Source organism: Streptomyces sp. JL2001, assembly GCF_050917515.1.
Classification (GTDB): Bacteria; Actinomycetota; Actinomycetes; order Streptomycetales; family Streptomycetaceae; genus Streptomyces.
This window is the reverse complement of record NZ_CP169421.1, coordinates 646,284-672,120: the sequence shown is the minus strand read 5'-3', so window position 1 is coordinate 672,120 and position 25,837 is coordinate 646,284. Positions and strand designations below refer to the sequence as shown.

Annotated in this window: 19 protein-coding genes and 1 pseudogene; 9 read left to right on the top strand and 11 right to left on the bottom strand. The window is 72.5% G+C overall.

What is annotated here, in order from left to right:
• On the top strand, window positions 1–1,812 hold the full coding sequence (locus tag ACE1OA_RS03080) for a methyltransferase (protein ID WP_432752201.1): 1,812 nt from the start codon (window positions 1–3) through the stop codon (window positions 1,810–1,812).
• A gap of 641 nt (window positions 1,813–2,453) precedes the next feature.
• Window positions 2,454–2,627: a hypothetical protein gene (locus ACE1OA_RS03075; RefSeq protein WP_356605214.1), complete on the top strand. Its 174-nt coding sequence runs from the start codon at window positions 2,454–2,456 to the stop codon at window positions 2,625–2,627.
• 399 nt (window positions 2,628–3,026) lie between these two features.
• Here the strand turns inward: ACE1OA_RS03075 and lanKC are convergent, their stop codons facing one another.
• A complete protein-coding gene (gene lanKC, locus ACE1OA_RS03070; RefSeq protein ID WP_432752200.1) occupies window positions 3,027–5,627 on the bottom strand; it encodes a class III lanthionine synthetase LanKC in 2,601 nt (866 codons plus the stop codon).
• Window positions 5,628–6,219: 592 nt separating this feature from the next.
• Between lanKC and ACE1OA_RS03065 the strand changes: the two genes are divergently transcribed.
• A complete protein-coding gene (locus ACE1OA_RS03065; RefSeq protein ID WP_356605210.1) occupies window positions 6,220–6,438 on the top strand; it encodes a hypothetical protein in 219 nt (72 codons plus the stop codon).
• A complete protein-coding gene (locus ACE1OA_RS03060) occupies window positions 6,435–8,087 on the top strand; it encodes a cation acetate symporter (RefSeq protein WP_432752199.1) in 1,653 nt (550 codons plus the stop codon). The genes ACE1OA_RS03065 and ACE1OA_RS03060 overlap by 4 nt, the downstream gene beginning before the upstream one ends.
• Window positions 8,088–8,213: 126 nt before the next feature.
• Here the strand turns inward: ACE1OA_RS03060 and ACE1OA_RS03055 are convergent, their stop codons facing one another.
• Window positions 8,214–9,563: a M64 family metallopeptidase gene (locus ACE1OA_RS03055; protein WP_356605206.1), complete on the bottom strand. Its 1,350-nt coding sequence runs from the start codon at window positions 9,561–9,563 to the stop codon at window positions 8,214–8,216.
• Window positions 9,564–9,701: 138 nt separating this feature from the next.
• On the opposite strand from ACE1OA_RS03055, the gene ACE1OA_RS03050 reads away from it, so the two are divergent.
• The gene (locus tag ACE1OA_RS03050) at window positions 9,702–11,042 is read left to right on the top strand and encodes a tetratricopeptide repeat protein (protein ID WP_384868490.1); all 1,341 of its coding nucleotides are present in this window, start codon (window positions 9,702–9,704) and stop codon (window positions 11,040–11,042) included.
• A 31-nt stretch (window positions 11,043–11,073) separates the two neighbouring features.
• Here ACE1OA_RS03050 and ACE1OA_RS03045 read toward each other — a convergent pair.
• Window positions 11,074–11,440: pseudogene (locus tag ACE1OA_RS03045) on the bottom strand (IS5/IS1182 family transposase); the annotation flags it as partial.
• Window positions 11,441–11,642: 202 nt separating this feature from the next.
• On the opposite strand from ACE1OA_RS03045, the gene ACE1OA_RS03040 reads away from it, so the two are divergent.
• A complete protein-coding gene (locus ACE1OA_RS03040) occupies window positions 11,643–13,628 on the top strand; it encodes an FG-GAP-like repeat-containing protein (protein WP_432752198.1) in 1,986 nt (661 codons plus the stop codon).
• A gap of 326 nt (window positions 13,629–13,954) precedes the next feature.
• Here ACE1OA_RS03040 and ACE1OA_RS03035 read toward each other — a convergent pair whose 3' ends face one another.
• On the bottom strand, window positions 13,955–14,422 hold the full coding sequence (locus tag ACE1OA_RS03035; RefSeq protein ID WP_386542233.1) for an Lrp/AsnC family transcriptional regulator: 468 nt from the start codon (window positions 14,420–14,422) through the stop codon (window positions 13,955–13,957).
• A 94-nt stretch (window positions 14,423–14,516) separates the two neighbouring features.
• On the opposite strand from ACE1OA_RS03035, the gene ACE1OA_RS03030 reads away from it, so the two are divergent.
• Window positions 14,517–15,380 (top strand): TIGR03619 family F420-dependent LLM class oxidoreductase, encoded by an 864-nt coding sequence (locus tag ACE1OA_RS03030; RefSeq protein WP_386542232.1) that lies wholly within the window; start codon window positions 14,517–14,519, stop codon window positions 15,378–15,380.
• Window positions 15,377–15,805: a nucleoside deaminase gene (locus tag ACE1OA_RS03025; RefSeq protein ID WP_356605198.1), complete on the top strand. Its 429-nt coding sequence runs from the start codon at window positions 15,377–15,379 to the stop codon at window positions 15,803–15,805. Before ACE1OA_RS03030 ends, ACE1OA_RS03025 begins: the two co-directional genes overlap by 4 nt.
• Before the next feature lie 712 nt (window positions 15,806–16,517).
• Here ACE1OA_RS03025 and ACE1OA_RS03020 read toward each other — a convergent pair.
• Together ACE1OA_RS03020 and ACE1OA_RS03015 are read right to left on the bottom strand one after the other, a co-directional pair.
• Window positions 16,518–18,092 (bottom strand): sodium:solute symporter family transporter, encoded by a 1,575-nt coding sequence (locus ACE1OA_RS03020; RefSeq protein WP_386542231.1) that lies wholly within the window; start codon window positions 18,090–18,092, stop codon window positions 16,518–16,520.
• Window positions 18,089–18,379, bottom strand: a complete 291-nt coding sequence (locus ACE1OA_RS03015; protein WP_386542230.1) for a hypothetical protein — start codon at window positions 18,377–18,379, stop codon at window positions 18,089–18,091. Before ACE1OA_RS03015 ends, ACE1OA_RS03020 begins: the two co-directional genes overlap by 4 nt.
• A 419-nt stretch (window positions 18,380–18,798) precedes the next feature.
• Here ACE1OA_RS03015 and ACE1OA_RS03010 point away from each other — a divergent pair, with 419 nt between their 5' ends.
• The gene (locus tag ACE1OA_RS03010; RefSeq protein WP_386542229.1) at window positions 18,799–20,082 is read left to right on the top strand and encodes a helix-turn-helix domain-containing protein; all 1,284 of its coding nucleotides are present in this window, start codon (window positions 18,799–18,801) and stop codon (window positions 20,080–20,082) included.
• Between the two features lie 132 nt (window positions 20,083–20,214).
• Here ACE1OA_RS03010 and ACE1OA_RS03005 read toward each other — a convergent pair whose 3' ends face one another.
• From ACE1OA_RS03005 to ACE1OA_RS02985, 5 genes are read right to left on the bottom strand one after another with little or no spacing between them, the layout of a single operon-like run.
• Window positions 20,215–21,471, bottom strand: a complete 1,257-nt coding sequence (locus ACE1OA_RS03005; protein WP_386542228.1) for an ABC transporter substrate-binding protein — start codon at window positions 21,469–21,471, stop codon at window positions 20,215–20,217.
• Window positions 21,468–22,682 carry a branched-chain amino acid ABC transporter permease gene (locus ACE1OA_RS03000; protein WP_432752197.1) on the bottom strand — a complete coding sequence of 405 codons (1,215 nt, stop codon included), beginning with the start codon at window positions 22,680–22,682 and terminating at the stop codon, window positions 21,468–21,470. Before ACE1OA_RS03000 ends, ACE1OA_RS03005 begins: the two co-directional genes overlap by 4 nt.
• Window positions 22,675–23,562, bottom strand: coding sequence for a branched-chain amino acid ABC transporter permease (locus tag ACE1OA_RS02995; protein ID WP_432752196.1), 888 nt, complete (start codon window positions 23,560–23,562; stop codon window positions 22,675–22,677). Before ACE1OA_RS02995 ends, ACE1OA_RS03000 begins: the two co-directional genes overlap by 8 nt.
• The gene (locus ACE1OA_RS02990) at window positions 23,559–24,515 is read right to left on the bottom strand and encodes an ABC transporter ATP-binding protein (RefSeq protein ID WP_432752195.1); all 957 of its coding nucleotides are present in this window, start codon (window positions 24,513–24,515) and stop codon (window positions 23,559–23,561) included. The genes ACE1OA_RS02995 and ACE1OA_RS02990 overlap by 4 nt, the downstream gene beginning before the upstream one ends.
• Window positions 24,512–25,369 (bottom strand): ABC transporter ATP-binding protein, encoded by an 858-nt coding sequence (locus ACE1OA_RS02985; RefSeq protein ID WP_432752194.1) that lies wholly within the window; start codon window positions 25,367–25,369, stop codon window positions 24,512–24,514. Before ACE1OA_RS02985 ends, ACE1OA_RS02990 begins: the two co-directional genes overlap by 4 nt.
• Between the last annotated feature and the right edge of the window lie 468 nt (window positions 25,370–25,837).

Genomic DNA, 25,837 nt, shown 5'->3' with positions numbered 1-25,837 from the left:
ATGCGTTCCGAACCTCGCTTCACCATGCCCGCGACCACGGCGTCGGCCACCAGGCCGCCCACGACACCCTCGACACCCACGGCACCCACGGCACCGATCCGGGCGAACGCCGGCGACGACGCGGAGCGGCTGAGCGCGACGGCCGGATTCGTCCGGGAGCAGGACACGTCCGTCCTGCTCTCGCGCGTGCTGCCCGGACTCGACGGTCCCGAACTGCGGGCACTGACGGATCAGTGCCGCTTCGCGCACGCCGCCGTGCTCGTGTTCCCTCCCGACGAGCACGGGCTCCGGACGGACCTGGCGGCGTGCGGGCTGTCCGCGGACGGGCAGGCGCAGCCCAGCGTCGTCGTGCGCGACCGTCTCGCCGCACGCCACCGCCGCGATCCCGCGGATCTCGACGTGAGGATCCTCCGTCCCGTGGTCCGAGGCCCCGCGGACGAACGCCGGGCGGTCGAGGTGTTCGCGCTGACCGTGCCACCGGGTTCCGGACTGTCCCGGATCGCCGAGGAGGAACGCGGCCTGGACCACGAGGCGCACCTCGCCTTCGACGTCGCGCGGCCCGACCCGCTGGTGCTGCGGGGGCTGTTGGCGAGCTTCGCGCGGCACGGAGCGGCTGCCGACGGAGGCGGGTACAACCCGCACGAGGACGGCACCGTGTTCTACTTCACCGCCCCCGCCGACACGAAGACGGCGTACCGACGCGTCGAGCTCTACGCGGGCGGAGACCATCGTGACGTACTGACGGAGCACCTCGGCCGGCCTCTCGCCTCCGCGGGGCACCCACGACCGCCAGGCGGACCGCAGCCGGCGGAAACGCTTCTGTGGCTGCTGACCGGAGCCTGGACCACCCAGGCCCTGGCGGCGTGCGCGCGGCTCCGGCTGCCGGAAGCCATGAACGGCCACACCGGGATCGACGGTGCGGAGCTGGCCCGCGCCGTCGGCGCCCACCCGGAGAGCCTGGCGACCCTGCTGCGGTACCTCGCCATGCTGGGCGTGGTCTCCGAAGGCCCCGACGGATTCCGGCTCACCGGCGTCGGCGCGCTTCTGGACGCGGAGACCCCGGGATCGATGCGGCCTCTGGCGCTGATGTACGGCGGCCCCTTCTACGAGTCCTTCGCCCACCTGGCCCACACCGTACGCAGCGGACGACCCGGCTTCGAGCACCTCCACGGCGAGAACCACTTCGACCACTTCGCCCGCGACCCCGAACTGGCCACCCTGTTCGACCAGTCCATGGCGTCGAGCGCCGTCATGTTCGATCTTCTCCCCGCGCACCCGGTCCTCACCGCCGCCGCGACCGCCCCCGGCCGCCCTCGCACGGTGGTCGACGTCGCCGGCGGCACCGGAGAACTCCTCGGTCGCATCCTGACCGCCCACCCCACCCTGCGCGGCGTTCTCCTCGAACGCCCTCAGGTGCTCGCGGCGGCGCGCACGTACCTGGCCGCCGCCGGGGCCGGCGAGCGGTGCCGATACCGGGCGGGCGACTTCGCGGACGTACCCCCGGGCGGCGACGTCTACCTCCTCTCCCGGGTCCTGCACGACTGGGACGACGACCGCTGCCGGAGCATCCTGCGCCACTGCGCCGACGCCATGCCCCGGCACGCGGACCTCCTCATCGTCGAACGCCTCCTGCCGGCCGACACCGCACCCTCGCTCGCCACCGCGTGGGACCTTCACATGATGTGCAACACCGGAGGACGCGAGCGTACGGCCGACCACTACGCCCGTCTGCTCGCCGAGCACGGCCTCGAACTCGCCGGCCACACCCCCCTCGCGCTCGGCGCCCACGCCCTCCACGCCCGCCGGCCCTGAGGCGCCGGCCCACCCGGAGGGGAGCTCCGGCGGCCCCGGACGACCGGGTGCCGCCGGACCGGGCAACGCCCCCTGCGGGCAGCCGACTCGACGACGAGACTCGTTGACCGCTCCACAGTGGATCGCCTGCATCGTTGAACGGCGTGCAAGGCGGCATCCCCACTTGCGGGCAGGATCCAGGAGTGCTGGTCTGGAAGAGGTAGGGGGCACCTGGTACGAGTGCAGGCCCGCATGTGCGGCGCACCGCGGATCGAGACGTCGTCGAGACCATCAGGACTCCGCTGTCGTTCCGGCTGCACGGGACTGCCGGTCGAGGCGACCGTCCGCGCGCTGCCCCCCGCTACCGGAGGTTCACGATGACACACGCCTCTTCGGTCCGCCGTCCGCTCCGCCAGATGACGGCCTTGTTCCTGACGGCCGCGTTGACGCTCTCCCTCTCCGCCCTGCTGACGCTCACCTCGGCGAAACAGGCATCCGCCCTGTGTGTCGCAAGTGGGTTCGCGGGAACGTGGCGTTCATCCGACGACAGGCTGAGTCGGATCGACATCTGGCACGGCGAGGACTGTGGCCTCTACGCCAGAGCCTGGTCCACCTGCGAGCACGATGCGACGCGCGACTGCAAGTGGGCGGGAACGAAGGAAGTGAAAGCCACTGAGTCGAAGAACTTCCGGTTCTTCTACTACAACTGGAGCAACGCGGACGAGGTGCTCCAACTGCGGCTGAAGGACAAGACCCACATGTCGGTCTGGGACCACACCGACTACCACTCCGGCAAGGAGGTCAGCTTCACCGTGCCCATGGTGAAGAGCCGCTGAGGGCGCGTCGGCCCGCAGCCGGGGAGCGCGCGACTCGCGCGCTCGGTGCCGCCCGGCCCCTCATGTGGCGCCGCCCTGCACCAGGGACGCGGTCCCGCGCCTGAGAACGGCGCCCACGACCCGGGCCGGGGCCGCTGGCAGGACCACCGGTCCCGGCCCTCCACGGGTGCCGGCGGGCTACATCGGCTCGGGGAAGATGTCGCTGATGCTCCAGGCGACGCTGAAGCAGGGAGGGAGGGAATGGGCCTCCGGCTCGGTGTCCAGGGCCTGGAGCGCGAGGATCTGGCTCATGGATGCTCACCACCTTTCTCGGGGTCGTGTCGGTTGATGACTGCACACCTCGGCACGGAGTTGCCTGCCGCCGTGCCCAGGGGTTCATGGGACGCCCGCCCGGTGACGTCAGCGGAACGCGGGGATGCGGGGACGCGCCCGGTGGGGCTCCTCCGTCAAGAGCGGCCCGGCCAGCAGGCGGTGGAGGGCCAGCAGGACGCCGGCTCCGCCACTGGACAGGTCGGCGGTGAACCGCTGCGAACCCGCCCCGAGGAAGCGGACACCGCGCCGGTACGGGACGGCGTACTTCAGCAGGCCGGTCGCGGCGCGCACGGCGTCCCCGCGGGCCGCGTCCGTGCCGGTGCGCTCGGCATGCCCGGTCAGGCACCAGGTCAGTCCGGCCAGCCCCCGGTACAGGCCCGCCTCCTTCGTGGCGCAGGAGACCCGGATGCCGGCCACCAGCCTCGGCAGCGCCGCGGCGCAGCGTTCGTCCGGCGCGGTGGCCACGTAGCGGGCGAGCACCGCCGCGACCCCGGCCGCGCCCGTGGCCAGGTACGGCATGGCACGGGTGAGCCGCGTGTCGTCGGAGATGGACAGGGCGCCGTCGTCCAGCGGGAAGGTCCGGTCGAGCTCCTGGTGGAGCAGCATGCGGCCCGCCTCCAGGTAGCGGGCCTCGTCGGTGTCGCGGGCCAGGCGGTGGAGGAAGAGGGCGAGCCCCGAGCGGCCGTGCAGCAGGCCGCGGGCGTCGTGCTCGCCGAGCGTGGCCGGCAGGTCGGGGGTGCGCAGCAGGCGCTCCCCTGCCGCGGCGGCACGCTCCAGATGGCTGCTCTCCCCGGTCAGCCGGTGCAGGGCGAGCCAGCCCAGGCCGACCCCGGCCCGCCCGCCCGCCAGCGTGCCGCAGGAGGCGGTGAGCGCGTGGGCGTCGGCGTCCCGGAGCAGGTCGACGGCCTCGTCCAGCAGGCCGAGGCCGGCCAGGACCCGTGCGACGCCTGCCGAGCCGACGAGCAGCCCGGGGGGCAGCGCGTCGCGCTGCGCCAGCGTGTCGCGGCGCAGCCGTTCGCGGATCTCCTCCGGCACCGCGGCCCCGGCGCGGTGCAGGGCGTGCACCACCCCGGCGGTGCCGTAGGCCAGGCACACGTTGTTGGTCCGGAACGCCTCGGGTGAGGGCGGGAAGGCCCACTCCGGGCGGCCGGCGTCAGCCATCTCCAGCAGCCCCGCGGCCACCTCCTCGGCCAGCCGGGTGAGGCAGCCGCGCGGATCGGTGTCCAGCTCGGCGGGGGAGGGCAGGCGGCCGGGGCCGCCCTGGTCCTGCGGCTGGTCCTCCGTCGGATGGAAGGCGGTGGCCCGCTGCCACAGGTCCTGCGGCGGAGCGACGTCCGCCAGGTCGCGGCGCAGCAGTACGAGGTTGGCGGGCGCGTGTTCGGCGATCTCGTGGAACGGCGCCAGGAAGGCGAACGCGACAGCCGACGTGCCGTACCGGTCCTGCAGCAGCGGATCGGAGTCGGCCCGGAGCACGCCGGGCGGCGGCGTGAACCCCGGAGTGCCCATCCCGGAGGGTGCCGCGGACAGGGCCGACGCCGCCTCGAAGTCCACCAGCCGTACCCCGCCCGACGGGGTGACCATGACGTTGCCCAGGCTGAGGTCGCCGAACCGGTAGCCGGCGGAGTGCAGCCGCTCCAGCGACGCGTCCAGTGCGGCCAGCAGCTGCCGGCACGCCTCGTGGTACGCGGCGACGGACTCGGCCGTGCGGTCGGCGCGGGCCAGCGGGGAGGACCGGCTCAGCCAGCCCACCAGCGGCTGTCCGTCGACGTACTCGGTGACGAGGAAGTCGTGTTCCCACTCCGTGAAGTGGTCCAGCGGCTCCGGGCCCACCCCGGGGGCGGCCTCGTGCAGCTCGCGCAGCACGCCGTACTCGTGCCGCAGCCGCCGCTGCGCGTCGGTCCCGTCGAAGACCAGGCCGTTGTGGGCACGCGCCTCCTTGACGAAGACGGTGCGGCCGGTCCGCCGGTCCCGGGCCTGGTAGTTGCCGCCGGCGTTGCTCAGGCGCACCGCGCGGGTCACCTCGTAGTCGCGGATCAGGATCGGGCCCACGTGCGGCCGCTCCTCCTGCTCGACGAAGGGGTCCGCGATCCCCTCGGGCAGGTGAAAGGCGGGCAGCCGCTGGTCCACGACCTCGCGGCCGGAGCCGTCGCGGACCAGCCCCTCCCGGGTGCCGTCGGCGCGCAGCCGGCTGCGGGCACCGAAGGAGCCGTAGCGGTAGTGGACCGTCCGTGAGTCGCGAAAGCGCCGGTCGGTGAGGACGTACGGTCCCTCCTCCCCGTCGAGCGCGTCGCGCAGGCGTTCCAGCAGTCGGCGGGCGGTCGCCGTGTCCGGCGGGTAGACGGCGACGAACTTGCCCGCCTGGGCCCGCCCGGCGTGTTTGTGATGGAGGAACAGGAAGAAGAGCCGGGCGCTCAGGTGCTTGAACGGCACGCCTTCGGAGAAGCAGATCCCGGCGACCGTGTCGAGCACGTGCTGCGCCCGGTCCAGCCGCGCCGACACGTGGATCTTCCAGCCCTGCTCGGCGAGCCCGGTCCGCGGCCTGCCCCAGACCGTCCAGATGCCCTGGGCGACGCCGCGCAGGCCCGGCGGCACCTCGCCGGGAGCGAAGCGCGGCCCGGGGTCGGCCACGCTGGGCAGCGGCAGGTAGTACTCCCGGTCCGCGAGCGCTTCGCCGAAGCCTTCGAGCACGGAATCTCCTCGCAGGGTGGTCGTGGGCGGTCATGACGGCTGTGCCGGACGCTAGGACCTGCGGGTATGGAAACGGTTCGTCGTCGGCATGCGACCGGTAGCGGCGGGATCGCCCGCGACGAGGCGACGAAACGCATGTCGCTCACTGCTGCCGGCCGATGGCATCGCGCCCGGGGGAGGCTGTCGTCGGCAGGTAACGGCCCGCCCGGGCAACGGACTTCAGCGCGTCAGGCGCAGCCCGCGGCCGAACGCACGAGCCGAACGCGAAGCGGGAAGCCGAAGGGCTCCTCCCTCTAGATACGTGACTGCCAGTTCCGTTATTGTCCGCGTCACGCCGGAACGGCACGGACCTCCGAACCGAACGGCCGTGCCGCGGCCTTGACCTGTCACCGCCGCGATCCCCCGACTTGCACGCGCACCTCGATCAGCAGCCAGGGCACCCCGAAGAGCGCCGGCGGCCACTCCTCCCGAGTCGAGCCGCCATCAGCCGCGCCCGGTCGTCCCGGGCCGCGCCCGACCACGTACGGAGACCGCCATGACCCACCCGCACGCCCCCCGCCTTCACCATCGTCCACGCCCTCACCGCCCGGGCGTGGCCTTCGCCCTGGTCAACGGATCGGCCTTCGCCCTGCACGTGCTGCTCGCCTGCTCCGCAGCCGAGTTGATGGCCACCCGCGTCTGGGGAGAGACCAGCATCGGCGTGCTGGCCCTGCTCCTCCAGGGCTCCCTGCTGGTGTGGACGGCGGTGCGGTACGACCGTCGCGCGGACGGACACCCGGCTCCTCAGGAGGACGGGGAGGAGAGCAGATGAGCCCAGCGATCCTGCCGGCCGTGTCGGGCGCCCTCGACAGCGACACACGGGTCTTCGTCCTGGTGGGCTTTCTGGCGCTCATCATCCCCATCCTGTTCGTCTGCGTCCTCAGCGGCCCCGAGAGGGACCGGATCAACGACTTCTACACGGCGGGCCGCAGGCTGAAGCCCCTGCGCGGGGCCATCGTCCTGTCCGGCGTCTACCTGCCCGCGGCCGTGGTGCTCGGCACCACCGGAAGCGTCGCGGTCTTCGGCTACGACGGGCTGTTCATCGCCCTGTGCACCGTGCTGTCACTCGGCCTGCTCCTCCTGCTGGCGCGCCCCCTGCGCGAGCACGCCGGTTACACCCTGGGCGACACGTTCGCCCTGCGGGCTCCAGGGCCGGGGGCGAGGATCGCGACCGCCGTCGTGACCCTGAGCGTGTGCGTCCCCGTTCTGGTCGTGCAGCTCTCCGGCGCGGGCGTCACCACCACGGCGCTGCTGGGAGTGACCGGTCCCGGACCCGAGAAGACGGCCATCGTCATGATCGGCGCACTGGTCGTCTGCGCCACGGTGTTCGGCGGCATGCGCGGCGCGATCGTCATCCAGATGATGAAGACGCTGGTGCTGTTCGGCGCCGCCCTGACGGTGGCAGCGGTGCTGCTCCATCGTTTTCACTGGAGCCCCGATTCCTTGATCGACGCCGCCGGACAGGGCAGCGGCCGGCCTGCCGGCTATATGCGTCCCGGCCTCCGCTTCGCCGCGAGCAACGACCTCGAAGGCACGCTCGACTTCATCGGCCTGGTGATCACCGTGGTACTGGGAGTGGCGTGCCTGCCGCACGTCGCCATGCAACTCGGCACGGCTTCCGACGGGGCCACCGCGCGTCGTACGGTGCGGCACACGATCGGCGCCGTCGGCGCGTTCTGCCTCGCTGTTGCGCTGATCGGCTTCGGGGGCGCCGCGTTGATCGGCACACCGGCGATCCTGGCCGCGGACCCCGGCGGCAACAGCACCCTGCTGCTGCTCACCGGCGAACTCGCGGGCGGCTCCTCGACCCACACGAACGGGGCGCTGCTCGTCGTCCTGGTCTCCTGTGCCGTGTTCCTCACCACGCTGGCCGCCGTGGCGAGCATCACCCTGGCGGCCGCGGGGGCGATCGCCCACGACCTGTACACGAAGGCCCTGCGCCGTGGACGCACGACCGAGGGCCGGGAGGTGGCCGCCGCCCGCCTGGCGTCTGCCGGGGTCGGAATCCTGAGCATCCTGCTGGCCGTCTGGGTGCAGGGATGGAACGTCCTGTTCCTGACGACGCTGTCCCTGGCGGTGGCCGCCTCCTGCCTGCTCCCGGCGCTGGTGTACTCCCTCTTCTGGAGCGGCTACACCCGATCCGGGCTGCTCTGGACGCTGTACGGGGGCCTGGGCTGCACCGGCGGACTCCAGGTCTCCAGCCCCGTCTTCTCGGGCACCCCTTCGGCGCTCTTCCCGGAGTGGCACATCGACTGGTTCCCGCTGGAGACGGTCGTCCTCGTGTCGATTCCCGCCGGCTTTCTGCTCGGCTGGCTGGGCAGCGTCGCGGGAAGGCAGGGCGGGAACGGAGGGCGGGGAGCTTCGGGGCGGCCGAGCCCTCGACGGGAGCCTCGGGTCACGGAGCACGACTGGTCCTCGTGACCTCACGGCAGCCGGCGCCGGACCTGGCTGCCGCTTGGGTGACCCCAGCGGGATACGGCCCGGCCGCGCCCCGAGTCACGCGTCCCCGAGTCGGCTGCGCACCGCGGCGTACGCCCGCCGCAGCCGTCAGAGCCGGATCGTCCAGCTGACGGTGGACCTCATCGTTCGGGCGATGCCGCGGTCCCGCACCGAAGGTGTGCGGTCCTCGGCCGTGAGGGACAGCGTGTGCTTCCGGAGGTCGAGCAGCCGCAGGGCCAGGTCGGACACCCGTACGCGGTCGCGGCCCGCGAGAGACTTCATCTCCCGCCCGTCCAGGTACCAGCGGATGGTGAGCTGACGCCCGTCCGCCCCCGTCAGCCGGGGAACGAGCGCCTTGGCGGTGTCGCCCGTGCGGAGGGGACGGTCGGTGGATGTGAGGGGGGAGGCGATGCGCGCCTCGCGGTAGAAGCCGGCGATCATCGCCTCCACTCCGGGCAGGTTGAAGGGCTTGCCGAGGGAGCGCATCAGGGAGTCCTCGGTGGGGCGCCGCAGTCCGGTGGCGTAGTAGCCGCCGCCTTCGTACGCGCCGACGGTGCCGCCGTCGGGGGACTGCTCCCCGAGCCAGCGGTGCCACTTGGCGCCCCGGTCGGCCATGTCGTCGGCCGTGAGGGTGGTGATGTTGGAGTCGGCGGGCTCGGGGCCCAGGTAACGCTCGTAGCCGGGGTAGTCGGCGTAGAAGTACTCGTCGGCGAGCTTGCCCAGGGAGTGGCCGGATTCGTGGATCGCGACCTGGCCGGACTTCTCGTTGCCCGCCGAGGCCGTGGAGATGCCCTCGTAGCCGAGGGTCTCGCTGGGCTCGTTGTAGCCCGCGCCGCCGTACTTGGTGCTGTTCGCGAGGACGAGCACCAGATCGGCCTCCGGCGTCTTCGCGACGTATCCGTCGACCTTGTCCTGGTCGACGCAGAGGAGCCGCTCGATCTCGTCGCACCAGAAGTACGAGCCGAGGGCCGTGTCCCGGAGGGTGTCGGGAGAGGGGTCGCCGGAGACGCCGGACTGGTTCGAGACGGCGTCGACGGTCCAGACGTTGAAGAGGTTGCGGTAGGTGGTGTACGGCTCGACGGCCGTCAGCTCCGCCCACTTCTTCTGGGCGTCGGCGTGGAAGCGGGGCAGTTCGGCGACGGTGTAGCCGTCTCCGACGACGACGATGTCGAGCCGGTCGGCGGTGGGGCCGTTGTCGACGATCTTGGCCACCTCGCCGTCGGCGGCCACCTCGGTCGACGTCAGGCGGGCGGCCGGTCGGTTCCGGCCTTCCGGCGGCACGTGCGTGTGGCCGGAGCCGGCGAACGTCCCGTCTTCAGGCCCCGGTATCTCCACCTCGACTCCGGCCGTGCGAGGTGCGGGCGGCTCCGCGGCGGCGCTGCCGGGTGCGGCGGCGAGTACGGCCGTGAGGGCGACGGCCACTCCGACCGCCATGGCCGCTCGTCGTGCTGAACGCATGAAATCAGCCCCTTGCCAGGCGAGTTAAGGGCAGGGATAAGCCTGCTGAACAAGTCGCTTAACCTAGGGGGAGGGTGAAGGTGTGCGCAATGCCTACTGCTTCTGGATACTGGGCAGTTCACGAACCAGGGGGTCCTGATGGACGATCCGGCCTCGATCGGCCGCCGGGTGCAGCGGCTGCGTGCTCAACGCGGGCTTACTCAGAGGCAGTTGGCCGAGCCCTCGTACACCCCCGCGTACGTGTCGACGCTGGAGTCGGGCAAGGTGAGGCCCTCGGAGACCGCCCTGCGCTTCCTCGCGGAGCGGCTCGGCACGTCGTACGAGGAGCTGGCCACCGGCAGGCCCGCGCACCTCGCCACGGAACTGCGGCTCGACCTCGTCGACGCGCGCCGGCAGCTGGCCACCAGGACCGCGGAGGAGGCCGCCGTGCGCTATCGGCGCCTCCTCACCGACGCGGAGCACCTGGAGCTCGTGCCCGAGCAGGCCGAGGCGCTGCTCGGACTCGGCGACTGTGCCCTGGAGACCGGTCAACTGGTCGACGCGGGGCGCCACTTCCAGGCTGCCGAGCGGCTCCTCGCCGATGAGCCGCTGCCGCGCCGCGTACGCGCGATCCGCGGCCGTGCCGTCGCGCACCTCCTGGCCGGCGAGTTGCGTTATGCCTGCTACCTCCTCGAGTCCACCATCGACGAGCTCGGGGCGAGCGGACTGGCCGACCCCGAGGCGCTGGTCGTCCTGTACGCCGCCGTGATCGGCCCGTACATGGACATGGGCGCCCACGCCCGTGCCGCGCACGCCGCCGAGCTCGCCCTGGCGCTGGCTCCGCAGGTCGACGACCCGGCGCTGGTCGCGGGCATGCACCGGCAGGTGGCGCGCACGTTCCTCGCCGAGGGGCGCACGGCCGAAGCGGACGCCTCGCTGGCCAAGGCGCAGGCGATCTACCAGCAGCTGAGCCTGCGTACCGATCTCGCGCACTGCCACTGGATGCGCGGCTACGTCCAGGCCCAGAACGGAGAACTGGCTTCAGCTGAAAGGGAGTTGCGTGCAGCCCGGGACATGCTGAACGTCAGACGTGCGGCGTTGTTCACGGCGCAGGTGGAGGTGGAGCTGGCCGATGTCCTCCGGCGGCTCGGACGGCACGACGAGGCGTCGGAGCTGCTCTCGGCGTTTCTCGAACTGGGTGACCGGCACGGCGCGGTGCACGCGGGGGGTGCGCACCGACTGCTCGGGCTGATCGCGGAGGAGCGGGGGGACGCCGAGACCGCCGAGGAGCACTACGTCATGGCCCTGGGGCTGCTGGAGCGCAGCGGAGCGAGCGGCGACCTGGCCGACCTGTGCCGTCTGCTGGGCGACCTTCTGCGCCGCGGCGGCCGTACCGAGGCAGCCCTGGACGCCTACCGTACGGGGCTGGGCCACCGGTCGGCCCCCGGCACGACGACGCTGGGGCCGGCTCCGACGGCACCGGTGTTCCCGCGGCGCTGAACGAGCAGCCGACCGTGCCCTTGGATGAGTTGCCCTTCACCAGCGGGATCAGGCCTGGCTGTCATGGGGGTTCGCCGCCGAGATTCCGACGGAGATGGGCAGACCGGTCCGCTCGGTGATCAGATGGATCTCCGACCTGTACTTGCCCCGGTCGACAGGATTCGGACCGGTCAGGTCCCCTTTTCAGAGCCCGCATGTTCACCGAGTCGATCGCGCATCTCGACCAGTCCAGCTCGCCCCGGGAGCCGAGCTCGTCGAGCAGCAGGCGGTGCGGCTTGGCCCAGACCCTGGCCTTCGACCACTCAGTGAACCGACGGCCGTGACGGCTCCTTCGGCACCACCCGCTGAAACAGCTCCCACAACTCATCCGGCACCAGCCGCTCAACGATCCCCGCCACGCTCCACGGGCTACCGAGCCAATTGAGATGGCTCTGTAGAAGGATCTTGAATGATCTAATGATCGACGGCCCGCAGGCGTCGGTCGTCGTCTTTGCCATGGCTGTGGCGAGATGAACGATCCGGCCGGGCGAGGCTCGCCCCCCATGCACCCCACCGAGGGGTGCATTTTCTCGTTCGACGGCAAGGGATGTGAAGAGCTGGATGAGGAGACCTTCCATAGCAGTGGGCTCGGCCGTGCTGTGCTTCGCTCTGCTCGGCCTGTCCACGGGTGCCGGTAGCGCGACCGCCGCGCCCGGGCAACCAGCAGGGACGGCCGCGGCATTCGACGGCACGGCGGATGCGCCGACCATTGAGGCGGCCGCACCGGGCACCGGTGCCCGGTTGGCCGGCACCGGTGCCCGTCACGACTACAACGGTGACGGCCGCAGCGATCTGGCCGCCTGGTACGACTACGCAGACGGGCACGACGCCGTACGCACCTTCCTCGCGGGCTCGAACGGCGCCTTCGCCGCGCCCGGGGTGGGCTGGGAGACTGCCGCAGGCAGCTACTGGGTCGAGAACATGCAGCGCCTCACCGGCGACTTCAACGGGGACGGTGTGGGCGACCTCGCTGCCTTCTACGGTTACGAGGACGGCCGGGTCACCCTGCTGACCTGGCTCGGCCGTGGAGACGGCAGATTCGAGAGTCCTCTCCATTCCTGGACCGCGGCGCCGGGCAACTGGAATTTCGACGCCATGACCGCCCAGGCCGGCGACTTCAACGGGGACGGCCGTGACGACGTCGCCGTCTGGTACGCCTACGGAGACGGCCGCGACAAGCTCTTCACGATGCTCGCCCGCCCGGACGGCGGTTTCGGCGCGCACCTCTCCTCCTTCGAGCGGGCCCCTGGGGATGGCTGGTACGTCAACCGCATGAAGTTCGCCACCGGTGACTTCAACGGGGATGGTCGTGACGACCTCGCGGCGCTGTACGGGTACCGGGACGGCAGTGTGAAGCTGATGTACTGGGCCGGGCAGACCGATGGCGGGTTCGCCGAGCCCGTACACGGCTGGGAGTCCACGGGCTGGACGTTCCGGCAGGCGAGTCTGCACGCGGGTGACTTCGACGGTGACGGCCGTGACGAACTGGCTGCCTGGTACGACTACGCAGACGGACACGACGCGGTGATCGGCTTCCGTCTCGGCACGGACGGAAAGTTCGGCGCCCGGCGGGACATGCTGGGCCTCCCGGCGGGCTCGTACGATCGTTCGCGTATGAAGATCGTCACCGGTGATTTCAACGGGGACGGCCGCGACGACCTGGCCACTCTCTACGGCTACGCCGACGGACGGGTGAAGACGATCACCTTCACCGCCAAGTCCGACGGTGACCTCAACAGTGCACTGCACAGCTGGGAGTCCGCGCCCGGCAACTGGACCTTCAGCCAGGTCCACATGATGGAGGGGTACTCCAGCCCCTCCCTGCTGCCCTACTGTCCCGCGGTGTTCGGGCACGGCGGGTGGCCCCAGGAGGTGGGAGGCTGGCAAGAAGACCAGATCCGTGCAGCGAACCACCCCAGAGGCCTCGCCCAGGAGAAGACCTGGGGCGCGGCCGGGGTGGAGGCCGACCTGCGGCTGACCAAGAACGGCACCAAGGCCGTGATGTGGCACAACAGAACCACCTTCGGGCTGACCGGATCGTCCGATCCCATCTCGGAGCTGACGTGGGCGAGCGGGCCGAACCCGCTCGATGGACGCACCATCACACGCGGCCCATATACGGGTGAGACCGTGTACACGTTCCGCGAGTGGCTCGACAGCGCCAAGGACCTCGGCATGGTCGTCTTGGTGGAGGTGAAGGCGGAAACGAAGGAGTCTCTCCTCAGCAGCGACTCGTCGATCCGGGAGACGGCCTGGAACGAGGTGCTCGCACCGATCGCGGAGCGCATCGCGTCCCAGGAGATCATGATCTACACGGATGACAAGGACCTGGACCCGGTGCTCCGGAGCCGGGTCAGCGCTGCGGGCCTCTCCGCGGCCCTCACCGGCTTCCCCGACTGGTACGACGTCGTCGACTGGCAGGAGCCGCCCCCGCCGGCCTCCGGCAACTACGCCTCCTGGCAGCGGGCGCTGGACGCCGATGCGACCCGTCTGGCCACCTCGTGGACGCCGGGCCTCACCGACTGGATGGACGGACGCTGCGTATGACGTTCGCACCGGGCCACGGGGGAGGCGATGAAGTTCGCCTCCCCCGCGGCCCGGTGCTTTCCGCATGCCGCTCCACAGCCGGAGAGACTCTGTCTGCCGTCTCGGCAAGACGCCTCGACCGCACAGGCACTGAGCTCTTTCAGCTCTGACGCTCCAGGGTGAGGACGCTGCGGTGTGGGCGGGCGGCGGTCAGGTCCTTCGGCGAGCGTCCCGTAGAGCAGGACGTGATCCGGATCGGCTTCCCGTAGGACCCTCAGGGAGCAGGAGGAATCGACGTCCGTGTCGAGCGAACGGGTGCTCCTCTGGGCCGTGGCGGGGCTGCCGCATCAGAGCGACCGGGTAGCGGCCTGAGGTTTTCGTGGGCCGCGGAACGGCAGCGTCGGACTGAGGACCAGGTTGGTGGTCGTGCTCCCGAACTGGGCCAGCGCGTCGACGATCTCCTCCAGCTGGGCCATCGACGTGGCTGCCACTTTCAGGACGTAGCAGTCCTCTCCAGTGGTGCGCAGGCACTCCAGGATCTCCGAGCGCTCCGCGAGCAGTTGACGCAAGGGCTCGTGCCGGGTGCCCGGATACTTCAGCCGAACCACTGCCAGCGCCATGTATCCGGTCCGCTCGAGGTCCACCTCCGCGCGGTACCCCGTTATCACCTCGGCCGCCTCCAGCCGCCGCACCCGCTCCGTCGTCGCCGACGCGCTCAGATTCACCCGCCGTGCCAACTCTGTGAGCGCGATCCTGCCGTCCCGCTGGAGCTCATCCAGGATCGCCCAGTCGGTCGCGTCAAGATTCTCGGTCATCCGCTCAGATTACCGGTGGATCCACTGGGGAACCGTGCCTGAGCAGGCAGGAATCCCTTCTGGCGGCGCCTGCTCCCTGACTAGCCTTGGTTCCGTGAAGATCGGAATCAACGTCCTCAATTTCGGTCCCGGCACCGACCCGGGAATCCTGCGGAGCTGGGCCCAGACCGTGGAAGGCCTGGGCTTCGACCTGCTGATGGTCTCGGACCACATCGCCATCACCCCCGACGTGGCCGAGCGCTATCCGGCACCCTTCTACGAGCCGTTCACCACCTTGTCCTGGCTCGCAGGTCTCACCACTCGGATCCGCCTCGGCACGACGGTACTCATCGCTCCCTACCGGCACCCGCTGCTCACCGCCCGCATGGCGGCCAACCTGGACGAGTTGAGCGGCGGCCGGCTGGTCCTCGGCGTGGGGGTGGGCTGGGCACGGCAGGAGTTCGCCGCCCTTGGGATCCCGTTCGAACGCCGGGGACGGCTGACCGACGATCATTTGCGGGACATCCGGGCGGCCTGGGCGAATACCGCTTCCTACGGGAGCGGACAGATCCCGGTGTGGGTCGGCGGCAACAGTCAGGCGGGGCTGCGCCGTGCCGTGCGGCTCGGCGACGCATGGCATCCACTGCGCTGCACCCTGCCGTGGCTGCGCGAAGCTGCGGTCAGGATGAAGGTGGCTGCGGACGAGCAGCATCTCCCCGTGCCCGCGCTGGCCCCCCGGATCGCTCTCAAGCTCACCCAGGCGCCGATCACCGGACCGCAACGGCTCGCAGGGGAGGGAACGATCGACCAGATCATGGACGACCTCGACCAACTGCGGCTGCTGGGCGCCGAGACCGTCGTCCTCGACACCTACAGCGGCGACCCCCGCCAGACCTGCCGGCCGCAGGCGGCTTGGCAGGCGCTCGCCACGGTGGCCGCTCACTTCTCCTCTCCCCGCACCGGATCGGAACCGTCATGACCACTTCCGACGACCACACCCTCCTCCGGCGGGCCATCGCCCTCGCGGCCAAGGCACGCGAGGGCGGTGACCCGCCGTTCGGGTCGCTGTTGGCGGGGCCGGACGGGACGGTCCTGGCAGAGGCGCACAACACGACCCTCACCGACAAGGACATCACCGCGCACCCGGAGCTGAAGCTGGCGAGGTGGGCCGCGAGGGAGCTGGACGTGGCAACCGCGGCGGAAACCACGATGTACACCAGCTGCCAGCCGTGTGGGATGTGCGCAGCGGTCATCCAACAGGCAGGGCTGCGAAGGGTGGTGTTCGCCCTCTCCAACGAACAGCTCCTGGACATCAGGCCGGGCAGTGGGCGGCAGCCGGTGCCTCAGGACGGCCCGGCGTTGCTCGACGAGGTGCGGTCCGTGGTCGAGGGGTACTACCGCTGAGCGTCTGGATCCGGTCCGTGACTGGTCCGGGAAGAAGGCCGAACGGAGCCCTTGGATACTCGGCGTAATGGAACGGAACCGGTCGGCTTCTGATCGGAATGGGCTCCTGGAGGGGAAACTCTCCTCCAGGAGCCCGACTTCAGGCTCTGGAAGAAGCCGAGCTTCTTCGGCGAGTAGCTCACCAGCAGGTTCTTCGTCTGGTGGCGGTACTGGAGCCCCGTGGCCCTGGCCTGCGTAAACGGTGGCGCTGGTGCCCCGGACGGGCCAGGCGGTCCGGGAATGGTCCGGATCCTGGCACCCGTGCGGAGTCCGTCGTGGAGCGGACCATGTCGTGGTGGAACGTCGCCGGACGCACCGACGACGGATCCGCACGCCCGAGAGGAGAGAACTCCTGCCTCGCCGTGTCATCCGTGCCGAAGAGCACCTTGTCGCTCCAGCGGCAGAAGCCGCCCACGACCTTCGGGTACGTCGAGCGCCGCTCGATTCCGGCTCTCGGACCGGCCCGGGGCCGTATGGGGGCAGGATGCCGGAGTGGCGGGTGGGCGGCGCGGGCGCGTCGGTGCCGCACCCCGCCACCCAGGCGGACGCGCCCTCCGGCGCCCGACCGCCCCGCGACCGCACCCAGATGTCCGTCTCCTTCCCCCCTGGGTCTCCGCCGACGGCCGGGGGTGCCGTACGGAGCTTCCGTACGGCACCCCGGCGGCGTCGCCGGTCAGGAGCGCGGGACGCGGTCGCCGCCGTCGTACCGGAACCCCCGCGTCGGAGCGGGGCCGGAGCGACTCAGGACCGAGCCGAGCCACCCCAGGGCGAAGCCCGCCGGCACGGTGATCACGCCTGGCGCCATCAACGACGTGAGGTGGAAGTCCAGGTGCGGGAAGACCGCGGTCGGGGCGCCCGAGACCATCGGGGACGCGGCCGTCAGGCCGAGGGCGAGCACCGTGGAGCCGTACAGGCACCACACCGCCCCCCGGCCCGTGAAGCGCGGCCACAGCAGGGAGTACAGGAGGACCGGCGCGAGCGCCGAGGCGGCGAGGGTGGCCGCCACGGTGGACAGCAGCAGCAGGGGCCACTCGCCCGCCAGCACAGCGAGGACCACGGCGACCGCACCGATCACCGGAGCGGTCCAGCGGGCGCAGGCCGCGACCGCCCCGGGGCGTGCGCCACCACCGCGCAGAGCGTGGGCGTACAGATCGTGGGCGACCGTGCGGGCCCCTGCCAGGACGACGTCGGCCACCGTCGCGAGCGCGGCCAGGAAGACGGCGCAGGCCACCGCCGACAGCAGCAGGCCGTCCCGGTCGAGCGCCCCGGCGAGTGACAGGACCGCGCCGGCGGTCGGGTCGGCGCCCGCGAGACCGTTTCCTCCGACCACCGCGGCGGCACCGAAGCCGACCACCACCAGCAGCGCCGAGATCACCAGCATCTGCCCGACGGCCCACCGCATCGCCGGCCGGGTCTCGTCCGGCCGTCGCACGTCGAGCACCCGCATCGTCACCTGGGGCAGACAGGCGATGCCGAGCGGAAGGGCGATCGCCGTGCCGACCTGGTTCAGGACACCGACGGCGTCGGAGCCGTACTGCACGCCCGAACCGAGCAGCGCCTCCCCGAAGGGGCTCCCGTCCACGGCTGCCGCCAGCAGCCGGTCCGGGTCCCACGAGAACCGGCGCAGGACGACGAGGGCCAGGGCCGCGTACACGAGCAGCAGCACGCCCACCTTCACGATCTGCACCAGCGCGGTGCCGCGCAGGCCGCCCGTCACGGCGAGCGACACCATGAGCGCCCCGACGGTCATGATGCACGCCGTCCTGGGGCCGGTGCCGGACAGGCCGAGGACGTGCGCGGTCATGGCTCCGACCGCCGACAGCTGGAGAACCAGGAAGCACAGGCACACCAGGAGGGTCACCAGCGCGAGGGGGACCCGGACCGAGGCCCCCGGCAGCCGGCGTGCCACCGCGCCGCCGACCGTCCGCCGTCCGGCCCGGCGCAGCGGCTCGGCGAACACCATGGCCAGCAGGACCATGCTCAGCACCATGCCGAGGAGCAGCATCACCCCGTCGTGGCCGGTGACCGCCACCATCCCCGTGATCGCCATCAGGCTGACCGACGACATGCCCGTGCCGCTGATCGCGAGGCCCTGTTGCCACGGCCTCAGGCCGCCGCTCGCCGCATCCCCGCCTGGACCCTCGTCGCCGTCCTCCGAGCCCGAGTTGGTCACCACGCACAACAGACCGCAGAGGGCCATGAAGACGAGCAACCCCACCACGGTGGTCGCCTGGGAGCCGCCGCTCACGTCCACCGCTCCTGACCGGCCGTCACACCGGGTGCGTCGGCGTCCGGGGACCCGGGGCGGTCGTCGCGCCCCGAGCGGACCAGGGCGACGCCCATGGCGGCCGCCAGCGCGCCCATGAGGCACAGGCCGACGCTCAGGTGGCCCACGACCCGCGTGCTCATCAGGGCGGGGAAGAGGGCCGAGACCACGACATGGACGGCGTAGCCCACCACCACGGCCCAGGCGTGGCGGTGGGGCCGACGCGGACGGCGACTGCCGGTCCGCGGGGGACGGTGCGGGGAGTTCACGAAGGCTCCACGGAAGTTCGTCGGAGGCCGGGCCCGGACTCGGCCCGGAACGGCAGGGGAGGGGAGGCCGCGGAGGCACGGTGTCGGTGCCTCCGCCGCGCGGAAGAAGAGAGGGGCCGCCTCGCCCGCCCTGGTTCAGGTGCGTGGTCACCGGCGACCAGGGCAGCATGGCGGGGGGCGTGCGGCACGTCCAGCGCCCGGACGCCGCCGGACACGTGGCGGGTCCATCGGGTGACGGGGCACAGTCTTCCGGCGCGCGGCCTGTGCCGGCCCACACCCGGACGGCCGCGCTCCCACGCCCCGGCCCGACGTCTCCGCGCCGGAGCGGACCAGCCCGTGACCGGGCCTGGTCTTTGTCCGTGTCATGGCCAAGAATGCCAGGACCTGCGAGTCGGCAGCCGTGAGCAATGGAGGTGGCCTTGGAGACAGCGCGGTACGGAACGATCGGAGCCGCCGCCCCCGGCCGGCCCGCGCCGCCCGGGGACGACGGCACCCGGCCGCCCGGGCGGCCGGGCGCGGACGGTGACCCCACCCAGGTCGACACCGTGCTCCAGAGAGCCGCCACCACCCTTCTCGGCAGGCTCTCCACCCTGGTCGACAAGGCGCTCCCCCGACTGCGGGCCGAGATCGTGCACTACTCGAGCCCCCTGCTCGCCCCACCGGACGTCGCCCAGTCGACCCACGTGGCACTGGAGGTCGCCGTCGGTTCGCTCGCCCACCCCGAGCGGTTCGCCGAATCCGGCGAACGGGCCTGGGCGGTGGGCCGCAGGAGGGCGGCCCAGGGCATTCCGCTGCTGGCGGTCACCCAGGCGTACCGGATCGGCGCCTCGGTCATCTGGGACGGCCTCGTGGAGGCCGTCCTGGCGGAGAACGCCGAGGACGCGCAGCTGCTGGTGTACGCGGCGAACGACTTCTGGCGGTGGGTCGAGCGGGACATGAATCTCCTCAAGGAGGCGCACCGGGAGCGCACGGCCGGGCTCACCCGCGACGACGCGCGCAAACTCCTACCCGCCCTGAAGGCGCTCCTGCGCGGTCACAGCGACCCGGTGGACCTGTCGGGCGCCGCCGTCATCCTTGAGCTGCCGCTCGCCGGACGCTACGCCGTCGTCCGGCTCGCCGGGGCGGCGGCGGAGCGGCCCCCTGAGGCCCCGGTCCGGCAGGAGGCCGGCGGCATCCAGCTCAACTGGTGCCCCTACGCGGACGGCCAGGTGGTGGTCGCGCTGCTGCGGGACCGGCCGCTGGAGCAGCTGCGTGAGGTCGTGCCCGTCGGGCCCGGCGTCCGGGGCGGCCTGAGCCCGGTCGTGGACGGTCTGGCCGAGCTGCGCCGGGCCCGCGAGCTCGCGGAGCTCGCCCTCGGCACCTGCACGCGGGACGGCGAACTGGCCGCCCTGGAGGACCGCATGTCCGCCGGGTTCGTCCTGTCGCGGCCCGACCTGGCGAAGGAACTCATCACCCGCACCCTCGGCGAGGTGATGGCACTGGAGGCGACGGACCGGCGGATCCTCATGGAGACCCTGGAGGTCTGGCTGGACTGCCAGGGCTCCGCCGGACAGGCCGGCACCCTGTTGTACTGCCATCGCAACACCGTGCTGAACCGGCTGCGCCGGCTGGAACGCCTCACCGGACGCCGTCTGGACCGTCCGCGGGACCTCATCGACCTGGCGCTGGCCCTCGACGCGTACCGGCTGCACGGCACCGCGTGACGAGGCTCCCCCGCCCCGGTGAGGGCGCCCGGCGTCATGCGCGGCCACCCCTCGACGACGACACGGGAACGGCCCCGCGCGGGGGAAGCCGCGGGGGCCGTTCGTGCCGGTGGACGGGGTGACGGGCGGGCGTCAGCCGCGCGCGGCCAGGTACTCGGCGACGGCCGGGACCTCGGTGCCGTCCTGGACGGTCTTCAGACCGCCCGGCAGACCGGCCGCCGGCCGGAGCACGTAGCTCTTGCGGCTGGGCGACTTCGCCGGGTCGGAGAAGTCCAGCACGCCGCCCATGCCCTTGTCGAAGCCCTTGAGGGTGCGCAGCCCGGCCGTGATGCCGGCCCGGCTGAGGTCCTCGGCCGCGCAGGCCGCCCTGAGCGCCTCGACGAGCACCGCCCCGTTCGTCGTGCCGACCTGGACGCCGACGTTCAGCTCCTCCTTCGGGTACTTCGCGCGGTAGTCCGCGACGAGCTTCTTCACCCCCGGCAGGTCGCTGCTGAGCGCCGGCACGCCGCCCGTGACGTAGAGCATCTTCTCCAGCGCGGGCTTCGCCGGGGTGGCGAGGAGCTGCGGCACGTAGGCGGCGGCGTGCGCCAGGACCGGCACCTTCAGGCCGCCGGCGGCGGCCACGCCGACGAGCGAGGCGGTCTGGCCGGGGGTCCCGGCGAAGACGATCGCCTTGACCTTCGCGGCGCCGAGGGCGGTCACCTGCGCGGTCATGTCGGTCTCGGTGGGCTTGACGGACTGCACGACGAGGTCGAGCCCGGCCTTCTTCGCCGCGAACCGCACGCCCTCGGCGGCGTTCTCGCCGTACTCGCCCGGCTGGTGGACCAGTCCGACCTTGTCACCGGCCTTGAGCCCCTGCGTCCGCACGAGCCAGTCGACGCCGTTGATCATGTCGAGGTCGTAGGTCGTGCTCATCACCTGGATGTGCTCGTGCCCGAGGCTGGAGGCCGCGCTGCCGCCGACCATGGTCACGAGCCCGTCGCGCTCGATGGAGTCGAGGAGCGCCGCCGTCTGCGCGGAGCCCAGCAGCGAGCCCAGCGCCGCGACCTGAGGCTGGACCTCGGCGTACGCGGCGACCGCCTTCTGCACGTCGAAGCCGTGGTCGCGGACGACGAGCTCCAGTGTGCGGCCGCACACGCCGCCCGCCGCGTTGACCTGGTCGACGTAGAGCTGCGTCGCCTGGAGGGAGGGCTTGCCGAGGGGCGCCGCCGCACCGGTCAGGTCGGTGATGATGCCGACTCTGATGGCGGTGGCGGTCACGCCGGGACCGGTCTTGACGCCACCGGCGTTCGTGTCGTCCGCGGGGGATCCGGCCTTCCCGCTGCAGCCGGCCAGCGTCAGCACGAGGGAGGCGGTGACGGCGGCGGTGCCGAGGTGTGTGCGGTTCATGAGGTGGGCTCCTTGAGGGTGTTCCCGCCGGCGGTCGTCGCGGCGGGCGGCTGGGGGAGGACGGGCGTGCGCGGGCCCCGGAGGACCCGCGGCAGGGAGGGGCGGGGCAGCGAGGCCAGCCCGCCGGGGAGGAACAGCAGGGTGAGGACGAGGGCCGCGCCGTACAGGTAGCGGGCCGCGTCCACCGAACCCAGCCCCGGCTCCGGGGACCCCGGAGCGACCACGAGGGGCAGGGCGTCCGCGTAGTGGGTGAGCAGCTGCGGCAGCACGGTGACGAAGACCGCGCCCGCGACCGCCCCGGCGACCGAGCCGAGACCGCCGATCACGAGCATCGCCAGGAAGTCCATGGAGAGGGTCAGCCCGAAGGTGTCCGGCACGATGCGCTGGTACGCCAGCGCCAGCAGGGCGCCGCCCGCACCGGCGTACATGGAGGAGACGGTGAAGGCCGCGGCGCGGAAGCGGGTGGCGGGCACGCCCATCACCGCCGCCGCGACCTCGCTGTCGCGCAGGGCGCCCATGGCCCGGCCGGGCCGGCCGCGCAGCAGGTTCCGCGCCCCCAGGTAGGCGGCGACCACCAGCACCAGGCCGAAGTACCACAGCCGTTCCAGCCCGCCGAACGGCACGCCGAGCACGGTGAGGCCGTCGCCGGCGTCCGACAGCGAGAGCCCGAACAACTCCATCGGCGGCACCGAGCGTCCGTTGAAGCCGCCGGTGACCGGCGTGGCGTTCACCAGCACGTGCTGTCCGATGAAGACCAGGGCCAGCGTCGCCACGCCCAGGTACATGCTGCGGAGACGTCCCGAGAGGGGGCTGAAGACCGCCCCGGCGGCCCCGGCGAGCAGGACGGCGGCCAGGAAGGCGAGCGACGGCGGAAGGGACAGGCCCGTGAGCGTGTGGCCGCCCTTGGTGCGCGGGGCGTCCGCGAACCAGGCATAGCCGTAGGCGCCCACCGCCAGGAAGAAGGAATGGCCCAGGGAGAGCTGGCCCGCCGTGCCGGACAGCAGGCTCAGACCGAGCGCCGCGACCACCGCCGCCATCGCGAACAGACCGGTCTGCAGCCAGAACGCGTCGAGGTAGAACGGCGGGGCCAGCAGCACGAGCAGCGCTACGAGCGCCACGGGCCTGCCGGGGGCGCTCCGCAGGCGTGCGAGGACGCCCGTGGCGCGCCCCGCCACGAGGGAGGCGGGAGAGGAGGACGGTGCGTCAGACACGGGTGAGCTCCTTGGATCCGAGCAGGCCCTGCGGTCTGGCCATGAGGACCAGGACCATGACCAGGTACGGGACGATGTCGGCGAGCCCGCCGCCCAGCAGGTCGAGGTGCTGCTGGTAACCGACCGCCGCGGCCTCGGCCATCCCCACGACGAGGCTGCCGAGGAGCGCGCCGCCGACGGAACCGAGCCCGCCGAGAACGGCGGCGGGGAACGCGGCGAGCGCGATGTGGCCGGTGGTCCGGTCGAGGCCGGGGGTGGGGAAGGCGGCCAGGAAGACGGCCGCGACCGTGGCCATCAGCCCCGCGAGCGCCCAGGCGGTCATGCGGAGTCGGTCGGCACGTACGCCCATCAGGGCCGCCGCCTCCTCGTCGAGGGACATCGCGCGCATCGCGAGGCCCCACCGGGACCAGCGAAAGGCGGTGAAGAAGGCGCCGACCAGGAGGAGGGTGACCACCAGGCAGGCGATCCGGGTCTGGGGCACGGTGATGCCGCCGACGGAGACCACCGCGGCGCCCCAGGGGTCGCCGGAGCGCAGGACGTCCCCGCCGATGCGCCGGGCGAGCTCGGTCAGCAGCAGGATGTCCACGCCGATGGTGAGGATCGTCGGCACGGCCGCCCCGGAGCGGCGCAGCCGGCGCAGGACCAGCGCCTCCAGCATCGCGGCCGCCCCGGTGCCGACGGCGGCGACGGCCACCGCGACGGGGAACCCGAGGGACTCGTGGAGGACCGTCACCAGGTAGCCGCCGAGCAGCAGCAGGGAGCCGTGGGCGAAGTTCACCACGTGCGAGGCCTTGTGGACGAGGCTGAAGCCGAGGGCGATCAGCGCGTAGACGGAGCCGAGCGCCAGTCCGTTGAAGAGGGTCTGCAGCAGGGTGTTCACGGGGTCTCCTCCGTGGCCGGGTCGGCGGGCGTTCCGTCGTCGGTGGTCCCGTGGTCGGCGGGCCTGGCGTCCGGAGTCCCCTCGTCGGGAGTCCCCTGGTCACCCTCGTCGCCGCCGGTGCCGAGGTAGGCCCGGACGACGGCGGGGTCGCGCTGCACCTGCTCCGGGGTTCCGCCGCCGATCCGGCGCCCGAAGTCCAGCACGGTCACCTCGTCGGCGAGCCGCATGACCATGCCCATGTCGTGCTCGACGATCAGGATCGAGATGCCCAGGGCGTCCCTGATCTCGGTGATCGTCCGTGCCATGCCCGCGCGCTCGGCCGTGTTCATTCCGGCCACCGGCTCGTCGAGCAGCAGGAGCCGCGGCTCCATGCACAGGGCGCGCGCCAGCTCGACCCGCTTGCGGTCGCCGTACGGCAGCAGGGCGACCGGTGCGTCGAGGACGGCGCCGAGCCCCACGAACGCGCCGATCTCCCGGACCCGTTCGAGGTGCCGCCGCTGCTCGCGGACGGCACCGGGCAGCCGCAGGGCCGTCGCGGCGAAGCCCGCACGGGTGAGGGTGTGCCGGCCCAGCATCAGGTTGTCGGTGACCGTGCCGGCGGTCAGGACGATGTTCTGGAAGGTCCGGGCCACGCCGAGGGAGGCGATGCGGTGCGGCCCAAGGACGGTCAGTTCGGTTCCGCCGAACCGCACGCTGCCCCCGCTCACCCCGTAGACGCCGGACAGCACGTTGAACGTGGTGGACTTGCCGGCCCCGTTGGGCCCGATGAGGGCGTGGACGGATCCGGGCGCCACGGTGAAGCCGATCCCGTCGAGCGCGGTGAGCCCGGCGAACCGCACGGTCACCCCTTCGACGGTCAGGGCCGGGACCTCCGGCGCCTCGGCGCCGACGCCGGGCGCGCGCCCGGCGGGGAGGGACGGAAGCCGGACGGGGAAGAGCGAGAAGCGGCTCATCCGGCCCACCGGCCCAGCGTCCGGGGCCCCGCGGCGACCGTCACGGCCCCTGCCTCGGGTCCACCGCCCTCATCCCCGTCCTCGTCCGGGCGCTCGCCGAGGTAGAGCCGGCGGACCTCGTCGGACCGGGACAGCTCCACGGACCTCCCGGACAGCCGGACCCGGCCGACCTCCAGGACATAGGCGTCGTCGGCCAGCCGCAGCGCGAGCGCGGCGTTCTGCTCGACGAGCAGCACGCCCACGCCCCGCTCGTGGATCCGCCGCACGATGCCGGCGATCTGCTCGACCACCTGTGGGGCGAGGCCGAGCGAGGGTTCGTCCAGGAGCAGCAGCCGGGGGCGCGACATCAGGGCCCGGCCCAGGGCCAGCATCTGCTGCTCTCCGCCGGAGAGCAGCCCGGCGGCCTGCCGTCTGCGCTCGGCCAGGACGGGGAAGAGGGAGTGGACCTGCTCCAGGGTCTCCCGGTACGCGGCCCGGCCGTGCCGGCCCGGCCCCAACTGCCCGGCGCGCAGGTTCTCCTCCACCGAGAGCGCGGTGAAGACCCGGCGCCCCTCGGGCACCTGGACGACTCCGGCGGCGACGACGTCGGCCGCGGGACGGCCGGTCAGCGGCATGCCGCCGAAGGCGACCGTGCCGCGTCGGACGGAGCCGCCGTGGAGCGGCAGCGTGCCGGAGATCGCGCGCAGCAGCGTCGACTTGCCCGCGCCGTTGGCCCCCAGGAGGGCCACGACGGCTCCGCCCGGCACCCGCAGGGAGACGTCGTCCAGAGCGCGTACGGAGCCCCCGTACACCACGGTGAGGTCGTCGACCTCCAGTGCGGCCGGGGGAGGGAGGGACGGTGGGGAGGCGTTCATGAGCGCACGCTTTCGACGAGTGGCAGGACCCCGGACCGGGGGAGGGGGCGCTCTTCCGGCGGAGGGACCGGTGCGCCGCGGTGCCGCGGGGAGGGGAGGAGGCGAAGAGCCGTGTCGGCGCCGGGAGGCGTGGAGGACGTCCCGGACCGGACGCCGCACGGTCGGCCACCGGCCGTGAGCCGGTCGGTGGCTGGATTATGGGGATCGCCGTCGACGGGAGTCCACGGGTGACCAGGAGGTATGTGGTCGCCGTCCGGGAACGTGTGCGCCCGCACAGGAATCCGCCGCTCTTCCGTTGACGGGGCACACGAGGGGGCCGCCGGGCCGGGCGGACGGGCCGGGGGGAACGCGCGGAGAGACGGGGACGGACGCCGGTGGAGCGCCCGGGGAAGCGGTCTCCCGGCCCGGTGCCGGGCCGTCCGCGGTCGGCCCGGGCGTACGCGAAGAGGCCGCCCCCGGCGCAGCGAG

What these genes read in the sequence shown, in the direction of transcription:
- ACE1OA_RS03080 (WP_432752201.1), top strand. Translation starts at nt 1, where the DNA reads ATGCGTTCCGAACCTCGCTTCACCATGCCCGCGACCACGGCGTCGGCC.
- ACE1OA_RS03060 (WP_432752199.1), top strand. Translation starts at nt 6,435, where the DNA reads ATGAGCCCAGCGATCCTGCCGGCCGTGTCGGGCGCCCTCGACAGCGAC.
- ACE1OA_RS03055 (WP_356605206.1), bottom strand. Translation starts at nt 9,563, where the DNA reads ATGCGTTCAGCACGACGAGCGGCCATGGCGGTCGGAGTGGCCGTCGCC.
- ACE1OA_RS03050 (WP_384868490.1), top strand. Translation starts at nt 9,702, where the DNA reads ATGGACGATCCGGCCTCGATCGGCCGCCGGGTGCAGCGGCTGCGTGCT.
- ACE1OA_RS03040 (WP_432752198.1), top strand. Translation starts at nt 11,643, where the DNA reads ATGAGGAGACCTTCCATAGCAGTGGGCTCGGCCGTGCTGTGCTTCGCT.
- ACE1OA_RS03035 (WP_386542233.1), bottom strand. Translation starts at nt 14,422, where the DNA reads ATGACCGAGAATCTTGACGCGACCGACTGGGCGATCCTGGATGAGCTC.
- ACE1OA_RS03025 (WP_356605198.1), top strand. Translation starts at nt 15,377, where the DNA reads ATGACCACTTCCGACGACCACACCCTCCTCCGGCGGGCCATCGCCCTC.
- ACE1OA_RS03005 (WP_386542228.1), bottom strand. Translation starts at nt 21,471, where the DNA reads ATGAACCGCACACACCTCGGCACCGCCGCCGTCACCGCCTCCCTCGTG.
- ACE1OA_RS02990 (WP_432752195.1), bottom strand. Translation starts at nt 24,515, where the DNA reads ATGAGCCGCTTCTCGCTCTTCCCCGTCCGGCTTCCGTCCCTCCCCGCC.
- ACE1OA_RS02985 (WP_432752194.1), bottom strand. Translation starts at nt 25,369, where the DNA reads ATGAACGCCTCCCCACCGTCCCTCCCTCCCCCGGCCGCACTGGAGGTC.